Here is an 18,638-nt window from a genome sequence, read left to right as displayed (position 1 = left end):
AACTTTTAGTGTTATTATGTTGATTAGGCTCGGATCTATGCAACTAAAACGCCTAAATCTTGTCAGAACGCGAAGTAGCAGCAATAAAGGATGCTTGTAGTAGGCGTAGTCTCCGGGCCGACCTGTTTTTAGGTCTGTGTCAACTCCCCACTGGACGAAGAAAAAATTGTGGTTGAGTAGGACACACTGACGAACTTTTAGTGTTATTATTTCATTAGACCTGGATCTATGCGACTGCAACGCCTAAACCTTGTCAGAACCGGAAGGTAGCAGCAATATGGGATGCTTGTAGTAGGCGTAGTCTCCGGGTCGCCCTATTTTTAGGAGCGATCAGCAGCGATGCCTGGTTTTGGAGATATTGTACAAAAAGCTTTTTACCTCGGTGTTGGGTTAGCTTCTTACGCAGGTGAGAAAGCCGGAGGAAAAGTAGCCGAATTGCGATCGCAAGTCCAAAAACTGGCAGATGAAATGGTAGCGCGGGGCGAAATGAACACAGAAGAAGCCCGCCGCTTCGTTGATGATATGATGAAGCAAGCGCAACAGCCACAATCACCTACTGCTGATACTACTGAAAAAACAACTCCTTCTGAACCTCGTCGCATCGAAATCCTAGAGGAAGATGAAGAGCCTACTGTAAAAGAGACTGCAACTGAAAATGTGGATGACTTGCGTAGCCAAGTGCTAAAACTGCAAGAAGAATTAAAAAGACTGCAACGCGATCAATAAACGGCAGTTTTTCCTTCAGCATCAGCAGCAAATAGTACTAAAACTCAGAATATCACCCAGGAAGTTGACAACATACATTGCCTAGAATGTATTCATGTACTTCAATTGGGGTTGTTATTAGCATCCTAATTTTATAGCCAGTAAGAGCGTCAATTTTATGGAAGAGTGGCAAAAAGATTTAATGGGAATCGTAGAAACAGTGGCAGAGGAAGTCGAACGCTTCTTTCAAGGAATGAATGATATGGTTGATAGCTTTTTTGACCTCACAGAAGAATTGAGTGAGCAAGTACAAAATAACATTGCTGCTGACGTAGAACAATACTTACAAGAAATATCTGCACCCTTCTTAGAAATGTATTGGGAACTAGAAGATGTAGTTGCAGATGCAGATCCGGGGTTTCCCTACTCAGTGGAAGCCACACCAGAACAAAATCCAGCTTGTGTGGGTTGTACTAACTATCATGGTCAAGTTTATGGTGGTAACTTGCTAGTTTGTGCTATGCACCCCCACGGTTGGGATGATCAAACCTGTCCTGACTGGGAACAAGAGTAAAAATAAGGTAAAAGTAAAAAGGTAAAAGGCAAAAATCAAAAGTAAAAAGGCAAAAGTAAAAAGGCAAAAGGTCAAATAATTTTTACCTTAATCAGCTTTTCGCCTATTATTGTTGAGGCGACAGATGACCAAGGACAATTGACCCATGACCCAGGACGCATCAGAAGTAAAGTATGGCGAACGCAACATTGCGGAAGGTAGTTTAATTACCTTTCCCAATCCGCGAGTAGGTAGGCGATATGATATCAACATTACTTTGCCGGAATTTACCTGTAAATGTCCATTTTCCGGCTATCCAGACTTTGCCACAATTTATATTACATACATACCAGATGAGAGGGTAGTAGAATTAAAAGCCCTCAAGCTTTACATTAACAGCTACCGCGATCGCTATATCTCCCATGAAGAATCTGCCAATCAAATTTTAGATGACATGGTTGCAGCTTGTGATCCGCTAGAAATTACTGTTAAAGCCGATTTTGCCCCTAGAGGTAACGTACATACAATTATTGAAGTAAGACATCAAAAAGCATCAGCGCATTAAATCGCTAATGCTTCAATAATAAAACTACTTAGGGTTTGCTGAGAAAGTTCTTTGGTGAGGGTAGGTAATAGGGAACAGGGAACAGTTTCAACCCTAGGGGTTCAAAATTTCTTTTCAAAACCCCTATACCCTTAAACCCTTACACCCATTCTCTATAGAAAATCTGATTTACGTAAGTCTTGAACTCTTAACGACGACGGCGACGCAATTTCAACATTCCCAATGCGCCTAAGCCTAAAATTGGGAGTGTAGCGGAAGGTTCTGGTACAGCAGAGGCTTTGAGGTTGTCTTTACCAAAGTCAATAACAAACACTGCGTCGTTGTAGTCTTTATCACCACCATTGCGTAAATCTTCAAAACCCATCATCAGATAATTGCCAATTTTCCAACCCATTAAGTGTTGTAACCCATCAGGGTTCAGAGTTGGGTCTGCACCATAAATATCACCATTTTGTGGTTTCGTGCTATAACCATCAGCTTTGAGTAAGAAATTCAGCTGTGTACTAGCCTTAAAACTACCCAAATCTACAAAATCACCAATATCTAAAACACCATTTTTATCGCCTTTTTCGCACTTATTCTTGGTGCTGTTGCAAGAGACATTTTCAAATATCATACCGTTATCGTATTTGTCACCCCGAATGGATTCATAGGCTAACTGGTTTTTATAAGCAGCGCCTTCATTCAGGAACCAAACACGTACATTGTGCTTTTGTTTCAAAAATAGTTGAGAAAAGTCTACTTTCTGTGCTTTGACTTTATCTGCGGCGATCGCCACACCTTCTTTTTGTACTAAAGCTTGAAATTGGGGAAGTATAGATAAGAAATTTTGGTCTTCTGATCTATCTTTGACAGTGAGTCGCTTCATTGTACTCCAGTCACTAGCCTTTTTGGCAGCTTCTTGTGCCTCGACGGAATACTTAGCGGCATTGTCTGCTTCTAATTTAGCTTGATTTCTAGCATCTTCAGCATCTTTAACCTGCTGGTCTGCATTTGCGGTGACAGTTTGCACTTGTTGACTAGCTTGGTTTCTAGCTTGTTCGGCTGTGTTGCGCTTACTTGTCGCATCATTCAGCTTGGTATTTGCAGAATTAAATTTATTTGTTGCATCATTCAGCTTGGTAGTTGCATTAGTAAACTGAGTTTTTGCACCATTCAACTTGGTATTTGCCGTATTAAAGCTTGTAGTAGCGTTGTTTATGGCTTGTTGTGCTGAATCTTTTTGCGCTTGAGTTTTAGCAGCTGCGAGGCTGGCTTTCGCATCAGTTAAAGCCTTATTAGCTGCATCATATACTGTTTTAGAATCCGTCAAGGTTTTATTAGCGGCATCATAGACTACTTGTGTTTCATTTAAAGTCTTATTAGCCGCATCATACGCTGCTTTGGCAGAAATAAAATCTGCATCTGCTTTTTGAAATGTTTGTTCAGCAGAATTTAATACTTTGATGGCATCTTGTTTAGCTTTAGTTGCAACTTGTGTGGTTTTTGTCAGTGCAGCTTCGGCTTTTTTTGAGTGTATCTGCACTGTCTTTTGCCTTTTTGGCAGCTATTGGAGCCTCCTTAATGGCTTCTTGAATGGTAACTACTTTTTTTAGATGTAGTATTGGTAGTTGTTGCACCTGCTGAACCCATACTGGAAAGTGAGTAAGTTAAAGTAGCAGCAGCAATCAGTCCAAAGCGGATTCTGTTCATGTTTGGCATAAATTATTGATACGCAATTAACTAAGTTTTGATTTCTTTTAATCAAGTGATGAAATCTCAATCATTCACTTGATTACCGTTGGAAAACACTGGTTGTATCGGAGCTACTTTTTTTTTCGGGTAACTACTTTGTATCCTATTAATATTTTTAACGTCTATAGTTAAAAGTTATTTTTGCCAAGTCTTTATAACGAAATATCAATCGAGCGAACAAATATGAGAATTTGAGGCTGATTGTTATCTAGCAATAAATGTTAGTTATCCAAAACTGGTAAAAATACAGATAATTTGAAAGGAAAGCCTTTAGGAAATTATCTGCATCTCAGTAGCGATAGAATATGATATTAATAAATTAATATCGTAATAAATAAAACTCTATAAATCTCATTAATACAGCACTGATTTATAAAGTAGGCTTCAAATTTGGGTGTAACTTAGTTTCTCTAACAATTATTTTTGCTAAGATATAAGAGTCAGAATACAAAATATTTTTGATGATCATCCGAATAACAATAAGTTTGGGCTATATAAAAACTAAAAGAAATAAAATTATCTGTTCTTCTCAGTAATTAATAATATTTCTCTGCATACTAAAAAATATAAAAACTGAATAATTACAGTGAAGATACAGAGAAAATCACTATATTTATTCAGCCTTCATAATTTATGTACGTATTGATTTGATTGGAGAGATTCTAAATAAAGAGGGTCAAGAGTTAAACTCTAACTCACTGCTACTGTTGACTGCGAATTTAGTCCATTTAAAATCTCTAAGACTTCTTTTTCAAACGCAACTTGAGCGCGATTAGTTTTACCACCGACATACAAGCGATCGCCTTTTTGTAATGCCCAAATTTGCGAATGAGAAAAGTAACTCATTACCACACCCGCCATCAAAATGGCGAAACCAGCGTAAACAATGGGGATACCAGGGTCGGATTTGATTTGTAAGCCAGTACTACCAATCACTTCTAAGATTTTGAGTTTCGTACCGTTGACATCGGCCGCCATCCCAGAACGCACCGTTGTAATTAACTGACCTTTGCTGTCATAAATTAACATCATGCCTTGTAAATCTTTGGCAATCAAAGACACACCCTCACTCAAATCGGGTTTGGTAGGTATCCAAGTTCCCCACATTCTTCCCTGTTGCGGACTGGTATTTAACGCCGCCATTGGTAATTGAAACACAGGACTGTTATTGAATTGGAACCGGACACCAGAAATTCCCCAATCGGCTTGATAGAAGGTTACGCCACGATAACGCAGAGGTTGGTTGACGAAAATTGTCTTGCGGTCAACTTCTTTACCGTCATTATCTAAAACAGACATATCGGAATAAAATTGGTCAATACTGCCAGTAGGTGTGTATTCAATCCAAAACCGATTTACCCGCACAGACCAATCTTTTAAGTGTTTGGTATTTGACCAAGGGCCAGCATTGAGGATATTTTCTACCTGAAAGCGATCGCCACTAGGAATTTTTTCTTGGGCGGTAAATCCAGTCATGGAACCCCAAATACCACCTACAAGAATCATCACAATCCCAATGTGTACAATAATTGGGCCGATACGTCCAATTATGCCTTTACGGGCGTAGAGAATATTATCTTTGTCTTGAAAAATTTTATAACGACGGTTTTGCAATAAGGGAGCGAGGGAATCTAAAGAAGCCGTATCTAATTCTGCACTTAAAGCTAATTTTTGGAATTGTCGGGGTTCTTCGTAATATTTCCAACGTTGAGCAGCTTTTAGGGCTGGTAACTGTCTGGTGAAAGTACAAGCTGTTAAACTGCTACCAAACAAGATGAGTAACGCGTTAAACCACCAAGTATGATAAACGCGATTTAAGCCAACTGTTAAGATGACCTTCCAAGTGAGGAAACCAAACAAAGCTGGATGTTCTGGGTAGTTAGTGCGATAGAAACTGGCTGATTGGTCTTGTTCAATGACCGTGCCGCTAACGCTGAATAAGGCAATGATTAATAATAAGGCGATCGCTAATCGTAAGTCTGTCAGTACAGGCAAAATCTCTTGACGCACAAACCGCCAAGGTGCTAACCACCAACTTGATGTTGTGGATGTAGACGCTGAATTATCTAAAGTCATGGTTTACAAACTGCCAAAGGGAATGCGAGAAATCAAAGAAAAAACACCAAATCCTACCAATAGCGCCCCACTGACTGGGTTAATCCAACCAGACCAACGACGCAACTCCAGCAGTTTTTTGATCGCAGCAGTAAAAGTACCTGCCAAAATTAAAGGTGCTACATACCCTGCTGTATAAGACAGTAACAAAACAGCGCCTAAAATTAAGTCTTGTGTGCTAGCTACCCAAGTTAGTAAACTCGCTAACACAGGGGTGCTACAAGGAGAAGCCACTAAGCCAAAAGTTAAACCAAGAGAATAAGAACGCACTCCAGGCGGTAAATCTTGAGAAATCCAATTTGTCTCGCCCAAAGAAGGAAATTGTAAGGGCAATGCTTCGAGTAAGTTCAGCCCCATAATAATGGCGATGACACTCACAATAATTGGTAAACCAACTCCAATTTGTCCATAAACTTTGCCGACTAAACCAGCGATGATTCCCATTCCAGCCAGGGTAGTTGCCAATCCTAATGCAAACCAAGTAGACTGGGCTGCTGCTTGTAGACGACTTTTCGCTTCATAGCCGCCGATATAGCCAATAGTAATCGGTAGCATCGACAACATACAGGGAGTTAAGCTGGTGAGTAAGCCAGCTAGAAAAATAATGCCCACACTCAACAAACTTAAGTGTGTGAGTTGGTTAGCAACTAAATTGTTGGCAAATTGTTCTAGTTGGTAAATTTGAGTTTGTAAAGTCTCCAACATAAGAAATTTTTAATGTGGAAATGCTTGATATGCTTGAATTCTAGCTTACTTCCCCAGACGAAAGAGCAAGCAAATAACATGGATGCAGAAAATAAAAGAAAGTGAAATGGTATGACACTACAAATCAATACTTCATCTTTTCCTGATTTTCCCGAAAAGCAGCCAAAGTTGCAGAGACGTTGTATATAACGTCTCTACTTGGGGTGGGAGTAGGAATACTATCTTTCTTTTGTCCACTCTGAAAGAAGAAAGATATTTACTTTAGTGAATTTTTAACCAACAGCCAGGACTTTCAACTCATTTCTGACCAATTCAGGAATCAGAGAAGGACGGTCAGCAACAGGAACCTCTGCTTCTTTTAAGGCTGTTAATTTACTTTGGGCTGTACCAAAATTAGGGTCACGGCCAATCACTGCGGCTAAAGTGCCAGTTTGTTGCCAATTTTTCACGGGTGGTACTTGTCTACCGGCGATGTAGGCAATGACTGGTTTATCAATTGCTTCTGTAATATATCGGGCTGCGGCTTCTTCACTACCACCACCGGGTTGACCAACTAAGACGATCGCTTCTGTATTTTCATCTTCATCGAGAATTTGCAGCCATTGTAAAAATGATGAACCCACGATCGCATCACTGCCAATGCTGACACTAATTGATTGTCCTAAACCTGCTTTGGTTAATTCCCTAGCGACTTCGTAGGTTAAAGTGCTACTGCGGCTGACAATTCCCACAGGGCCAGGGGTATAAAATTCACTTGGTTGCGTGCCTAACAGAATTTTTCCAGGGACAATAATTCCGGGACTGTTCGGCCCGACAATCAAAGTTTCACAAGCTTCGGCTTTGCGGAGTAATTGCACCATATCCAATGGTGGCATTCCCGCCGAGATAATTATAATTTGACGAATGTTAGAAGCGATCGCTTCTAAAGCTGCATCTAATACTTGATAAGGATGAACACAGATAATTGTGGTGTCAATTGTGCCGAACTGTGCCACAACTTCTTCAACTAAATCAAAGACTGGCAAATTATATTGTTTTTGTCCACCAAAACCAGGATTTACACCAGCAACCAAATTTGTACCATAAGCTTGCATCTGTACAATATTAGTTTCTGAGATAAATTCACTAAAACCTTGGATGATAACTTTACTATCTGAAGTTAAGTTCATAAGAAGTATGAAGTATGAAAGATAAATTGCCGCAATATACAAATTCAATACTTAACAGCTGATCTCCCTTGTCTACCTTATCTCCTCACTTAACCTTGACACGTTGAAAGGTAACTGGTTTAGCCAGACGAACAGCTTGGGCTACGGCTTCATCTAAATCTTCGACTAATACAAGTTCGCCTTGATGTTCAACGCTGGCGAATAAATCTTGGGCCACATTCAACTCCGAACCAGCTAACCGGACGACCAAGTAGGGAATATGGGACTCCCGACGATTGTGACTATGATGATCTTGGATAAATTTAGCAATGACTTGGGCGGCGGCTTCCGCTTGGGGGATACTACCAAGGAGGTTGATCAGAATTACTTGAATGCTTTTGTCAGCCGTGAGGAGATTCAGACCTTTATTTAGGCGATCGCCAAAACTTGTTGGTGGAGTGTCGGTTAACAAACCATGTCGCAGATTCAGGGGATGACTTGGTTTACCTCCAAGACTGGCGACTAAATCAAAGGTAGCCATAATTGAACCCGCGCCGTTTCCCAGAATGCCGATTTTACCTTGAGTGTCGCCACCATTTAAATCTTTTAATTTGCTGTTATTTTTATAACTGCTGTGGCGCTGACTAATTTTTGCAGCTAATTCCGCTAGTTCTGGATGACGACCAATAGCCCGTTCGTTAATGCTAACTTTACCATTGAGTGCCATCACTTCATTAGCAGCATTAACTGCGAGAGGATTAATTTCTACTAAGTCTAAATCTTTTTGGATAAATAACTCATACATCTTTTCGACAACGTTGCTGACTGACTGCATCAGCGCACCTTGTAGCCCCATTTTTAAAGCGAGTCGCCGCGCATAAAAAGGCGAAAACTCTTGTTCTACTACCACATACTGTAATTTTTCGCCTGCTGATTCCCAATCAATATTTGCTTCTTTACAACCTAAAAGTACAGGTCGGCAAACAGCGGTGTCTAAAACTACTGCTAAATAAAATTCTTGTTTGCTATCGTATTTAGTCTCTGCCAATAAGACCTCTGGTAACTCGCCCCAGATTGGCAAATTAAAAATAGTTTGGGCGGCGGCGATCGCATCAATGGTTGTCTCAACAATTCTCACCCCACCAGCATGAATCCTTTCGCCTGCATACACCTGGGATTTGAGGACAACTGGATAACGAATTTTTAACCGTTTGAGGTCAGTGGGATGATCTATTCTTTGGGAAGGCAAGACAGGAATACCTATGTTCCCAAACCATTCTTTAACTTGATACTCTAATAAATCCATTGTTATGCACCTTATTTTGCCACTACCAACATTATTTTTATGGTGCTGTTGTTTCTTTTTTACAGCACCATAATTGCAGAATCAAGTCTAGTTCATCTTTATACATTAATTTTTTATGGATCAATTCTATCGAATTCAGCAAATGCCGCAAATGATTTTCTAACATTAATCTATATAAATGATTTACAAATATATCTCCCTTGTCCTCCTTGTCTCCTTTGTTCACATATCAAATAAGACTGCTAGATAACTAAATTTATATACTGTCATCAATGTTCTCTGTGAAATTGACAGCATATAACAAAATTAGCTGTTGTGTCAAAAATTGTAACTGAGTAGGTTTCCCGGAATAAAAATATTTTTGTAACGAATGCAACATTTAGACTTGACTGAGTAACTGACTGTAATTGTAGTGCGATCGCTGCTGTCATTTTTTCATACTTGAGACTGTTAACAAATCAGTTAAGATTGTGATAAACCTGGGCAGTATATTGTTTAATTTTGAGAAAACCTATTTTTAAAGTTAAAAATTATCTTATTAAAGCAGAATACCCAATAGCAGAACCTCAGATAAATTTGGAAATAATCAGGCAGAGATTATCTATAAAAATAAATTATAAAATTAAGATTTAGTAAATTCAAAATAGTATCAGAGCCAAATCAATCACTAATTAATTATGAGCATTAAATTATGACTGTTGAACTTTGATTATCGGCATAATTAGTAATTCGCGCAGGAAAAAATTAAAAATTCTAAAAATACGAAGAATTACTGATATTAGATTTGGTCATAACAGTCAAAATTTATGTTAGAAAGTTGGTCTATTTTATTTTTGGCTATGGTTGGTTAAATTGTGCATCTGGATTCAAAGAACCCAAGCGATTCATTTACTTCCTTCAACGATAAAAAAACAATTATAGATAATCAGCGGGAACGCTCTATGAAAGTGGCAGTCCAGCAGGAAGATTTACAGCTGTTAGCCAGAACTTTGCAAGAACAACTTCTGGCACAAGTTCCATCGGGTAAAGTCTTCCAAATTAGGTGTGCAGTCAACAAAGATGAGTTAATGATTCTGATTCAACATCCAGTTGGTCTCACGGTTGACACCGAACAAGTTTTTGAGGTTCTTGAGGATGCACTTCAATCCTTACCAACCTATAGGGAGCAACGGGTACAATGTTTTATCAGAGTCACCAGCGACAAGCTTCCCTATGCCAAGCGTGTAATCACTATCAAGCAAAGAGATGAAAACTTAGGAATTTGGGAAAGTGGGGATGTTAATAACTTTGAAGATTCTGCTTCATTTCCCGCCAGTGCTTCATTCTCAGAGGCTGTAAATACGGATTCTGCATTTATTGCCGAAACTATAGAAGATTCAGAACTCGAAACACCTTATGATCCCCTAGCAGACTCACCAGATTTAACCTCTAATCGCCGTAAACCTTTTTTAGTTGTCTCACCACTATTTTTGGGTGTAGGTTTGGTGGTGATTGTGGGTTTTGGAATTGGTGGTTATTTATTAAATCAGCCTTGTGTGATGTCTGAGTGCAAAGAGTTAGAAGCTGCGATGCAACTCAAAACAGAATCTCGCCAGCTGATGTCTCGTGCGAAGTCAGAAAATGAATTAGCCAGAGTTAAACAACAAATAGAAGCGACTAGCGAGGCATTGAATGTAATTCCGCAGTGGTCTCCCCGTCATCAACAAGCCGAGGAACTCAAAACTACCTTGGCTGCACAGTCAGACAAAATTAATCAAGTAATCACGGCTTTGCAAGCTGGTGCTGCTGCTGAACAAAAAACCCAAATAGCCACTAATAGTTTAGAGGAATTACAAGCCAGACAACATCTGTGGCGACAAGCGATCGTCCCCTTAGAAACAGTTAATTCTAATAGCGAACTTTATAATTTCATCCAACCAAAATTACTGAAGTATCGGCTGAACTTACAAACTGTTAATAAGCAGTTAGTTGCTCAAGAACAATGGTTGAAGAAATTAACAGCCGCTAAGGGGGTAGCTAGTGTAGCAATGAAGTGGCAAACTTCTGCCAAATCCTTAAAAGACTGGCAAAAGGTACAGTCTTCTTGGCAAGTTGCTGTTAACGCTTTGAATGTAATTCCGCCAACTAGTCCGGCTTATCCACAAGCACAAAAGCTATTAATAGAATATAAACCACAATTAGCACGATCGCGCGATCGCGCCACCTTAGAACAACTAGCAGCGAAAAGCTATCTCCAAGCACTGAACATTGCCAAACAAGCCCAAGCCTACGAAAAACTCAATCAATGGCAAGCTGCGGCTGCATACTGGGAACAGGCTTTACAAACAGCTAAAAATATTTCTCAAGATAGCTTGTACTACACCCAAGCCCAAAGTCTCATAGCACCTTATTCTGAAGGACTCAAGCAAGCCCAAACCAAAGTGCAGCAGCTAAATGCTTGGCAAGAAGCCCGTGTTGAATTAGCTCAAACTTGTACCAGGGAAATTCGGATTTGTAACTTTACTTTAAATTACACAGGAATTATTGTCAGACTCACCCCTGAATATGAACAAGCTATTCAAGGCGAATTGTCACCAGCTAATCCAGAAAATCCCAACCCCACCAATGAAACCAGTCATTGGCAAGCTTTACAAGAAGCTCTCACAGTCATTAGTGAGAATTCTAATTTACCAATCGTCGTCTACAATTCTCAAGGACAAGAAATTTATGTCCGAACATCAGGTGGTTAATTAATTTATTTTGGTGATTTCTTTACTAAAAAAATCAGTCAATAAACGTGATTTTGTAAAGTCAAAAAGATAAATCAGCTATAAATCATACTTAACTCATACAGCAGAAATGGCGCAAACTAGTAAGCCAACTGGTGTTTGGATAATCACAGCTTCAACACCAAAAACTTGTGTGATCGCCTGGGGTGTTAACACTTCTTCAGGTGTGCCAACTCCCCAAAGATTTCCTTGTTTTAATAAGGCAATACGAGAACTATAGCGTGCAGCTAAATTTAATTCATGTAACACTGTAACTATCGTTAATTCCTGTTGTTGATTTAAATCTTTTAACAGTTCTAATAATTGCAGTTGATAATTTATATCTAGATAAGTAGTTGGTTCATCTAATAATAATACCTTTGGTTCTTGTGCCAGTGCTAAGGCTAAAAAAGCGCGTTGTCTTTCACCACCAGAAAGTTGTTCGACTGGGCGATCGCACTTATCTTCTAGTTGGGTTTTTTGAATTGCCAAATCAACTTTTTGCCAATCTTGGGCTGTTAACTCCCATTGCCACCAAGGTTGATGCGGTGTGCGTCCTAAGCTGACTAATTGCCGCACATTCAAGCCCACGGGTATCGTTTGTTGTTGTGGTAATAATGCCAATTTTTGCGCTACTACATTCGGCGGTTGAGAATGAATTGCTTTACCGTCAAGTAAGACAATTCCCTGTTGGGGTGTCAAAATTCGACTCAATAATTTGAGTAATGTTGATTTACCAGAACCATTTGCACCAACTAAACTTAACCATTCTCCGGTTTGTAAGGTGAGGTTAATATTTTGAACAATTGGTTCTGCGGTGTAACCACCAGTGAGATTTTGTAATTCTAGAGGCATTTTTAGAAGAAAGAATAAAGGAGTCAGAATTCAGAATAGAATTCTGTATAGTATTGTGTCTGTTGAAAGATTGATCATTAAGGCCGCAGAGGAGAGGTTTTTAACGTCTGAATTTTACATTCTGCTTTTACGAGTTACCCAATCCAGAAGAACGACGATATAGCAACCAGATAAATAAAGGTGAACCTAATAAAGCAGTTACAGAACCAACTGGTAGTTCGACTGCACCTATTCTAGAGAGTAAATCTGCAAAGGTAAGCAACCATGCACCCGCCAGTGCTGACAGTGGTAAAACAAAACGGTGGTCTGTACCCACTAGCAAACGGACTCCATGCGGTACTATCAAACCGACAAAGCCAATTAAACCACTAATGCTAACTGCACCGGCTGCGAGTAAAGTTGCAACACCACCAATTAATAAACGCGATCGCGTTAATGATACTCCCAAACCCACCGCTAAATCATCACCCAAAGCCAGCACATTTACAGACCGCGCCAGCAACCATCCACATAGCAGCGCCACCATAATATAAGGCCCTGCTGTCGTAATTTCTTTCCATCCTCTAGCATTCAAGCTACCCACCAACCAACTCAAGGCCACTTGAATGCGACCATCTTCAGCCAGTAACAATAACGTACTCTGCACCGCACCCAATAAAGAACTGACTGCAACTCCTCCCAAAATCAGCCGTTCAATGGAAATTCCTGAACCGGCGCGACCCAAAAAAATCACGATGGCGGAGGTCAAAATTGCCCCAAGCCACGCTGCAAAAGGAATAGCAATGGGGAAAAATTGCAAAGTGATCATCACAATCACAATCAATCCTGCACCTGCGGAAATCCCTAAAATGAAGGGATCAGCTAGGCTGTTACGTAACATTCCTTGCAGTAGTGCGCCAGACATTCCCAAAGCTGCACCCACAATCATCGCCGCAACAATTCGCGGTAGTCGTAAATCCCAGATAATAGTTTGATTAGTGGGATCACCTTGATGCAGAATTGCTGCCCACAATTGCGAAAAACTCAAGGGGACTGCACCTTGAGACAGTGACAGCACTAAAGTCATGATTAGTGCTGTACTGATGAGTAAAACAGCCCAGAGTATGCGGTTTTTGGTAACAGCAGCTGGTAACGAGATTTTCATTAATAAACTTTAGGGACTTCCAATTAAAAAAATATCCCATCATCTGTAGATAGGGAAGATATGCCCTCCCTAAACTACAGTTGGATCTTCACTGACTTTCACAACCAGCTTGCCAAAATTTTCACCCCGCAATAACCCGATAAAAGCACAAGGCGCGTTTTCTAAACCAACTACGACATCTTCTTTATATTTGAGTTGACCAGACTTTAACCAACCAGCCACATCACTAACAAATTCATTGGTACGATGTTGGTAGTCACTAACTAAAAAACCTTTGATTAACGCACGTTTTATCAATAAAGGTCTTAAATTTGGCCCGTGCGGCAGAGATATGGCGTTATATTCTGAAATCAAGCCGACTAAGGGAATTCGCGCTCCTAAGTTGATTTGCTGCAACACCGTTTCTAATATCACCCCAGCCGTATTGTCAAAATAAATGTCAATACCATCAGGCGCAGCGGCTTTTAACACTGCATCAAGTTCTTGAGTTTTGCGATTAATTCCCACATCAAAGCCTAGTTCTTTGACTATATAATCTCGCTTGTCATCACTGCCGACAATTCCAATGACTCGACAACCTTTGATTTTGGCAATTTGACCTGCAACTGCGCCTACAGCCCCAGAAGCAGCAGAAATTACTACAGTTTCTCCAGCTTTGGGCTGACCAATATCCAACAGTGCCGCGTAAGCAGTTAGTCCAGGCATACCCAACACACCCAAACTATAAGATAAAGGTGCTTGGCTGGGATCAAGTTTCCGCAATGTTTCGCCTTTGGCTACTGCATAAGTTTGCCAACCATTACCACTCAGAACAAAATCCCCGGCTTGAAATTGTGGATGATTTGATTGAATGACTTGGCTAACTGTACCACCCACAATAACTGAGTTTAATTCCACATTTGCTGCATAAGATTCACCCGCACTAATTAACCCACGCATATAAGGGTCTAGAGATAAATAAATTGTGCGGCTGAGAACTTCGCCTTCGCCTGGTTGCGAAATTGGTGTTTCTGTTAAGGCGAAATCACTTTCTTTTGGTTCACCGACAGGGCGGCTTTTGAGTAAGATTTGTTTGTTAATTAAATCAGACACAAGCTATTCCTTGGTAAATTCGGCAATTTCTATTCTGTTTCCACCAGGATCACGGATAAAAAAGCGATTTACCCTCGGAATTAGTGTTCCTGGCAGAATTTATATATCTCGCACTTTTAAATCAGGTGCAAAACGGCGAGTTCTAGAAACCATTATTTAACAACCTGAAGGTTGATAGTCAACTCTTATTCTAGTTCTCTTGGCAGAGTACTAGCCTCTAGCCTCTAGCCTCTTTTCTCCATCTACTTGTACTGCACTCAACCGAGAACCGCTATATAATTTGTGATTTTTTCTCTGTTGAGAAACTGTTATGCTGAGGAAAAATCAGTATAATCTCGGAATATTATTGTTAAGTTATGGAACCAGTAACCTTAACAGCCGTAGGAACTGCGATCGCTACTATAGTTTTAACTAAGGCTTTAGAAAAAACAGGCGAAAAGCTGGGAGAAGCAGCATTAGAAAAAAAGTAACGAGTTAATTGCACAGCTACGCCAGAAAAATAAGCTGCCCTGGTTAGCGAATACGTCACAGGAAAACACACAGCAGGCTTTAGATTATGGTCAAGCGGTGTTGGAGTTGAAAGCAGTAGCCGATACAGATACCGAAATTGCTCAATCAGTGCGGGAAGTAGAAGCAACAATCAATCAAGATGAATCCCCCAAGGCTGAGGAAATTCAAAAATTAGCCGCAGAAATTCAAGCGCAGCCAGCAATTGTGAATAACTTTGCCAAGTTAGCAGAAAGTATCCAAGCGGAAAAAGGGTCAATGGTTGCCCAACAAATCACAATTAATAATCCGCAAAACACATTCAACTGACTACCGTCGCCCGAACAGGAACGGGTAAAGTCAAATCCTGAAATACCGCAAAATTTACCCCTGAGTGGGGTGGTGAAATTTGTGGGACGTGATGAAGAACTGCAAAACCTCCATAAACTTTTGCAGGAAAATAACCAAGTAGCCATTGCGGCTATTTTGGGAATGGGTGGACTGGGTAAAACAGAACTCGCCTTGCAATATGCCATGACTCAGCGCGAAAACTACAAAGGTGGACTGTGCTGGTTACAGGCGAAAGCTGAGGATTTTGGCGTTCAAGTCGTGCAGTTTGCCAGAACTCAGCTTGATTTAAAGCCACCAGAAGAATTTGATTTACCTGCACAAGTGCAATACTGCTGGCGGAATTGGCGTGGTGGTAATGTGCTGCTGGTGGTGGATGATGTCACAGATTACCAGCAAATCAGACCTTACCTACAGGGTGCATCTTCCCGATTTAAAGTGTTGATGACTACGCGCCAAAAGTTGGGTGCAGCCATCAAGCAATTATCTTTGGATGTATTACAACCAGATGCAGCGTTGGAGTTGTTACGGTCTTTGCTGGCAGAAACACCAGGGCGAATTGAGAGAGAATTAGATGTAGCAAATCAATTGTGCGAATGGCTGGGGTATTTGCCTTTGGGTTTAGAGTCGGTGGGGCGATATTTGGCGCGAAAACCGGATTTGTCCCTATCGAAAATGATGGGGCGATTAAAGGAAAAGCGACTAGAACAACCTGCAACTGTCAACCCAGAAGCAGATATGACAGCACAACGGGGAATAAAAGCCGCCTTTGAGTTGAGTTGGCAGGAATTAACAGAGGATGATAGGTTATTAGGCTGTTTACTCAGTTTATTTGCCGCCGCACCCATACCCTGGAACTTTGTAAAACAGTGCTTAACAGAGAAAGATGAGGATGAGTTAGAAGAAATTCGGGATGATAAATTATTGAATCTGCATTTACTCCAGCGCAAAGGTGAAGGAATCTATCAACTACATCCCCTACTGCGGGAATTTTTCCAATCTAAGTTTACAGATTTAGAGCAAGCAGAGGAATTTAGGCGATCGTTTTGTCAGGTAATGGTAGCAGTTGCTAAAGAAATTCCTCAGACTCCTACCCTTGAAAAAATTAACGCTGTTTCCCTTGCCACACCACACATAGCTGAAGTAGCAAACAATCTCATTCAATATGTCAGTGATGAAGATGTAATTTGGCCTTTCGTCGGCTTGAGTAGGTTCTATAAAGGACAAGGGTTATATACCCAAGCCGAACCTTGGAATCAGCAGGCGGGAATTTTTCCAATCTAAGTTTACAGATTTAGAGCAAGCAGAGGAATTTAGGCGATCGTTTTGTCAGGTAATGGTAGCAGTTGCTAAAGAAATTCCTCAGACTCCTACCCTTGAAAAAATTAACGCTGTTTCCCTTGCCACACCACACATAGCTGAAGTAGCAAACAATCTCATTCAATATGTCAGTGATGAAGATGTAATTTGGCCTTTCGTCGGCTTGAGTAGGTTCTATAAAGGACAAGGGTTATATACCCAAGCCGAACCTTGGAATCAGCAGTGTTTATCAACAGTACAAAACCGCTTGGGAGACAATCATCCCCATATCGCCACCAGCCTCAACAACTTAGCATTACTCTACGCTGACCAAGGAAAGTACGACCAAGCCGAACCCCTGTATCTCCAAGCTTTAGCACTCAGACAACGCCTGCTGGGAGACAATCATCCCCATATCGCCACCAGCCTCAACAACTTGGCATTACTCTACAAATCCCAAGGAAAGTACGAACAAGCCGAACCCCTGTATCTCCAAGCTTTAGCACTCAAACAGCGCCTGCTGGGAGACAATCATCCCTCAGTCGCCCTAAGCCTCAACAACTTGGCAGGACTCTACGAATCCCAAGGACTGTACCAGCGAGCTGAACTTCTGTATTCCCAAGCTTTGAATATTTTTGAGCGAAGTTTAGGAGCGAATCATCCTAATACTGTGACTGTGCGTGAAAATTTAGCAATTTTACGCGATTATCTCTAATGAGAACACGAAAATTTACCTTCCCAACCTCATCAATCAAGCTTTTATCTCCAAGTTTCGTGTTCTGAACTCAAAGTTTCATGTTCAGAACCCGAACTTTCGTGTTCTGAACTCAAAGTTTCATGTTCAGAACCCGAACTTTCGTGTTCTGAACTCAAAGTTTCGTGTTCCGAACTCGAAGTTTCGTGTTGCAAACGAGAATGTTCCTGTTTCAAACGAGAACTTTCCTGTTTCCAGTGAGAATGTTCTTGTTTCAAACGAGAATTTTCTAGTTCTGAGGTCGAATGATGGTGTGATGAAGGTGTCTACGGTGTACACACATCTTTGTGCTGGGTGCAAAATGTGGTTTTATCCCCCTAAATCCCCCTTAAAAAGGGGGACTTTGATTCTTGTTCCCCCTTTTTTAAGGGGGGCTAGGGGGGATCAAAACGTTATGGGGCTAGGTTATTAGACTTGTGTGTACACCGTAGAAAGTTGTAGGGGAGAGGTTTTCCAGATCCCGTGAAAAGTCAGGAGCATCATCAAGTAAATTCACGGGCGATATGTGGAGTATAACGGGTTTGTTTTGAGAGTGGCGATCGCTTAAAACAAACGCTATGAGCGATCGCTTGTGAGAATTGAGAGATATAGCGGTAGTCAGTTTTTATTCAAAATCCCAATACTTGCATTGATTTTTCTAGTACTTCCTTGGGACGAAATGGTTTAGTTAAATATAAATCAGCTCCAACATCTATACCTTTTTGTTTATCAAATTCTTGTCCTTTGGCTGTCAACATTATAATGTAGATTTCATCCATTTTTAAGTCATGTTTAACTATCTGACAAACTTCTAAACCACTCATTTTTGGCATCATAACATCAAGAAAAACGAGATTTGGTTTTTCTGTTTTAATAGTTTCCAGTGCGTCTTCACCATTTCTCGCCGTTAAGAGTTCTACACCTTCATCTTCTAATGTTTCTAGAGCTTGTTCCATCAAAATTACGATGTTAGGTTCATCATCAACAATCAGAATTTTTTGCGACATATATCAATCCAATTTAATTTCTAAAAATTATTTGTATATTGGTGAAATAAGAGACTAGAGATTAGAGACTAGGGGGTTAGAGGTTAGGGATTATAA

At 40.5% G+C, this 18,638-nt stretch carries 14 protein-coding genes, 1 other RNA gene and 2 pseudogenes; 7 read left to right on the top strand and 10 right to left on the bottom strand.

What is annotated here, in order from left to right; all coding sequences use genetic code 11:
* The first annotated feature begins 217 nt into the window (after positions 1-217).
* From ffs to queF, 4 genes are all read left to right on the top strand, one after another.
* An RNA gene (gene ffs, locus ACX27_RS00415) (signal recognition particle sRNA small type) lies at positions 218-314 on the top strand.
* A gap of 25 nt (positions 315-339) precedes the next feature.
* Entirely contained in the window at positions 340-726 is a 387-nt protein-coding gene (locus tag ACX27_RS00410) for a phasin family protein (RefSeq protein ID WP_062287034.1), read from the top strand.
* A 157-nt stretch (positions 727-883) separates the two neighbouring features.
* A complete protein-coding gene (locus tag ACX27_RS00405) occupies positions 884-1,279 on the top strand; it encodes a hypothetical protein (protein WP_062287031.1) in 396 nt (131 codons plus the stop codon).
* 145 nt (positions 1,280-1,424) lie between these two features.
* Positions 1,425-1,823: a preQ(1) synthase gene (queF, locus tag ACX27_RS00400; protein WP_062287029.1), complete on the top strand. Its 399-nt coding sequence runs from the start codon at positions 1,425-1,427 to the stop codon at positions 1,821-1,823.
* Positions 1,824-2,010: 187 nt separating this feature from the next.
* On the opposite strand, the gene ACX27_RS00395 is transcribed toward queF, so the two are convergent.
* The 5 genes from ACX27_RS00395 to ACX27_RS00375 all read right to left on the bottom strand — a co-directional run bounded on the left by ACX27_RS00395 (position 2,011) and on the right by ACX27_RS00375 (position 8,831).
* A complete protein-coding gene (locus ACX27_RS00395) occupies positions 2,011-3,348 on the bottom strand; it encodes a DUF4114 domain-containing protein (RefSeq protein WP_062287027.1) in 1,338 nt (445 codons plus the stop codon).
* An 899-nt stretch (positions 3,349-4,247) separates the two neighbouring features.
* Complete coding sequence (locus tag ACX27_RS00390; RefSeq protein ID WP_062287026.1) at positions 4,248-5,633, bottom strand: cytochrome c biogenesis protein; 1,386 nt, start codon at positions 5,631-5,633, stop codon at positions 4,248-4,250.
* Between the two features lie 3 nt (positions 5,634-5,636).
* Complete coding sequence (locus ACX27_RS00385; RefSeq protein ID WP_062287024.1) at positions 5,637-6,377, bottom strand: cytochrome c biogenesis protein CcdA; 741 nt, start codon at positions 6,375-6,377, stop codon at positions 5,637-5,639.
* 272 nt (positions 6,378-6,649) lie between these two features.
* A complete protein-coding gene (locus ACX27_RS00380) occupies positions 6,650-7,546 on the bottom strand; it encodes a succinate--CoA ligase subunit alpha (RefSeq protein WP_062287022.1) in 897 nt (298 codons plus the stop codon).
* Between the two features lie 85 nt (positions 7,547-7,631).
* Entirely contained in the window at positions 7,632-8,831 is a 1,200-nt protein-coding gene (locus ACX27_RS00375; protein ID WP_062287021.1) for a succinate--CoA ligase subunit beta, read from the bottom strand.
* Positions 8,832-9,772: 941 nt separating this feature from the next.
* Here ACX27_RS00375 and ACX27_RS00370 point away from each other — a divergent pair.
* Positions 9,773-11,560, top strand: coding sequence for an AAA family ATPase (locus ACX27_RS00370; RefSeq protein WP_062287019.1), 1,788 nt, complete (start codon positions 9,773-9,775; stop codon positions 11,558-11,560).
* Between the two features lie 96 nt (positions 11,561-11,656).
* Here ACX27_RS00370 and ACX27_RS00365 read toward each other — a convergent pair whose 3' ends face one another.
* From ACX27_RS00365 to ACX27_RS00355, 3 genes are all read right to left on the bottom strand, one after another.
* Positions 11,657-12,433 carry an ABC transporter ATP-binding protein gene (locus ACX27_RS00365; protein WP_062287017.1) on the bottom strand — a complete coding sequence of 259 codons (777 nt, stop codon included), beginning with the start codon at positions 12,431-12,433 and terminating at the stop codon, positions 11,657-11,659.
* 127 nt (positions 12,434-12,560) lie between these two features.
* Positions 12,561-13,577 (bottom strand): FecCD family ABC transporter permease, encoded by a 1,017-nt coding sequence (locus ACX27_RS00360; protein WP_062287015.1) that lies wholly within the window; start codon positions 13,575-13,577, stop codon positions 12,561-12,563.
* Positions 13,578-13,646: 69 nt separating this feature from the next.
* Positions 13,647-14,669 carry an NADP-dependent oxidoreductase gene (locus tag ACX27_RS00355; protein ID WP_062287013.1) on the bottom strand — a complete coding sequence of 341 codons (1,023 nt, stop codon included), beginning with the start codon at positions 14,667-14,669 and terminating at the stop codon, positions 13,647-13,649.
* 356 nt (positions 14,670-15,025) lie between these two features.
* Here ACX27_RS00355 and ACX27_RS00350 point away from each other — a divergent pair.
* A pseudogene (locus ACX27_RS00350) lies at positions 15,026-15,485 on the top strand (hypothetical protein).
* A gap of 72 nt (positions 15,486-15,557) precedes the next feature.
* Positions 15,558-17,517, top strand: a pseudogene (locus ACX27_RS35955) (tetratricopeptide repeat protein).
* Between the two features lie 44 nt (positions 17,518-17,561).
* Here the strand turns inward: ACX27_RS35955 and ACX27_RS00335 are convergent.
* Positions 17,562-17,774 (bottom strand): hypothetical protein, encoded by a 213-nt coding sequence (locus tag ACX27_RS00335; protein ID WP_062287011.1) that lies wholly within the window; start codon positions 17,772-17,774, stop codon positions 17,562-17,564.
* A gap of 390 nt (positions 17,775-18,164) precedes the next feature.
* Complete coding sequence (locus tag ACX27_RS00330) at positions 18,165-18,542, bottom strand: response regulator transcription factor (RefSeq protein WP_062287009.1); 378 nt, start codon at positions 18,540-18,542, stop codon at positions 18,165-18,167.
* Positions 18,543-18,638: the final 96 nt, after the last annotated feature.

Origin of the sequence: Nostoc piscinale CENA21 (genome assembly GCF_001298445.1) — a bacterium.
In the GTDB taxonomy this organism is placed as follows: Bacteria; Cyanobacteriota; Cyanobacteriia; order Cyanobacteriales; family Nostocaceae; genus Nostoc_B; species Nostoc_B piscinale_A.
The sequence above is the reverse complement of the archived record's forward strand: the minus strand, read 5'-3'. Positions and strand labels throughout refer to the sequence as shown.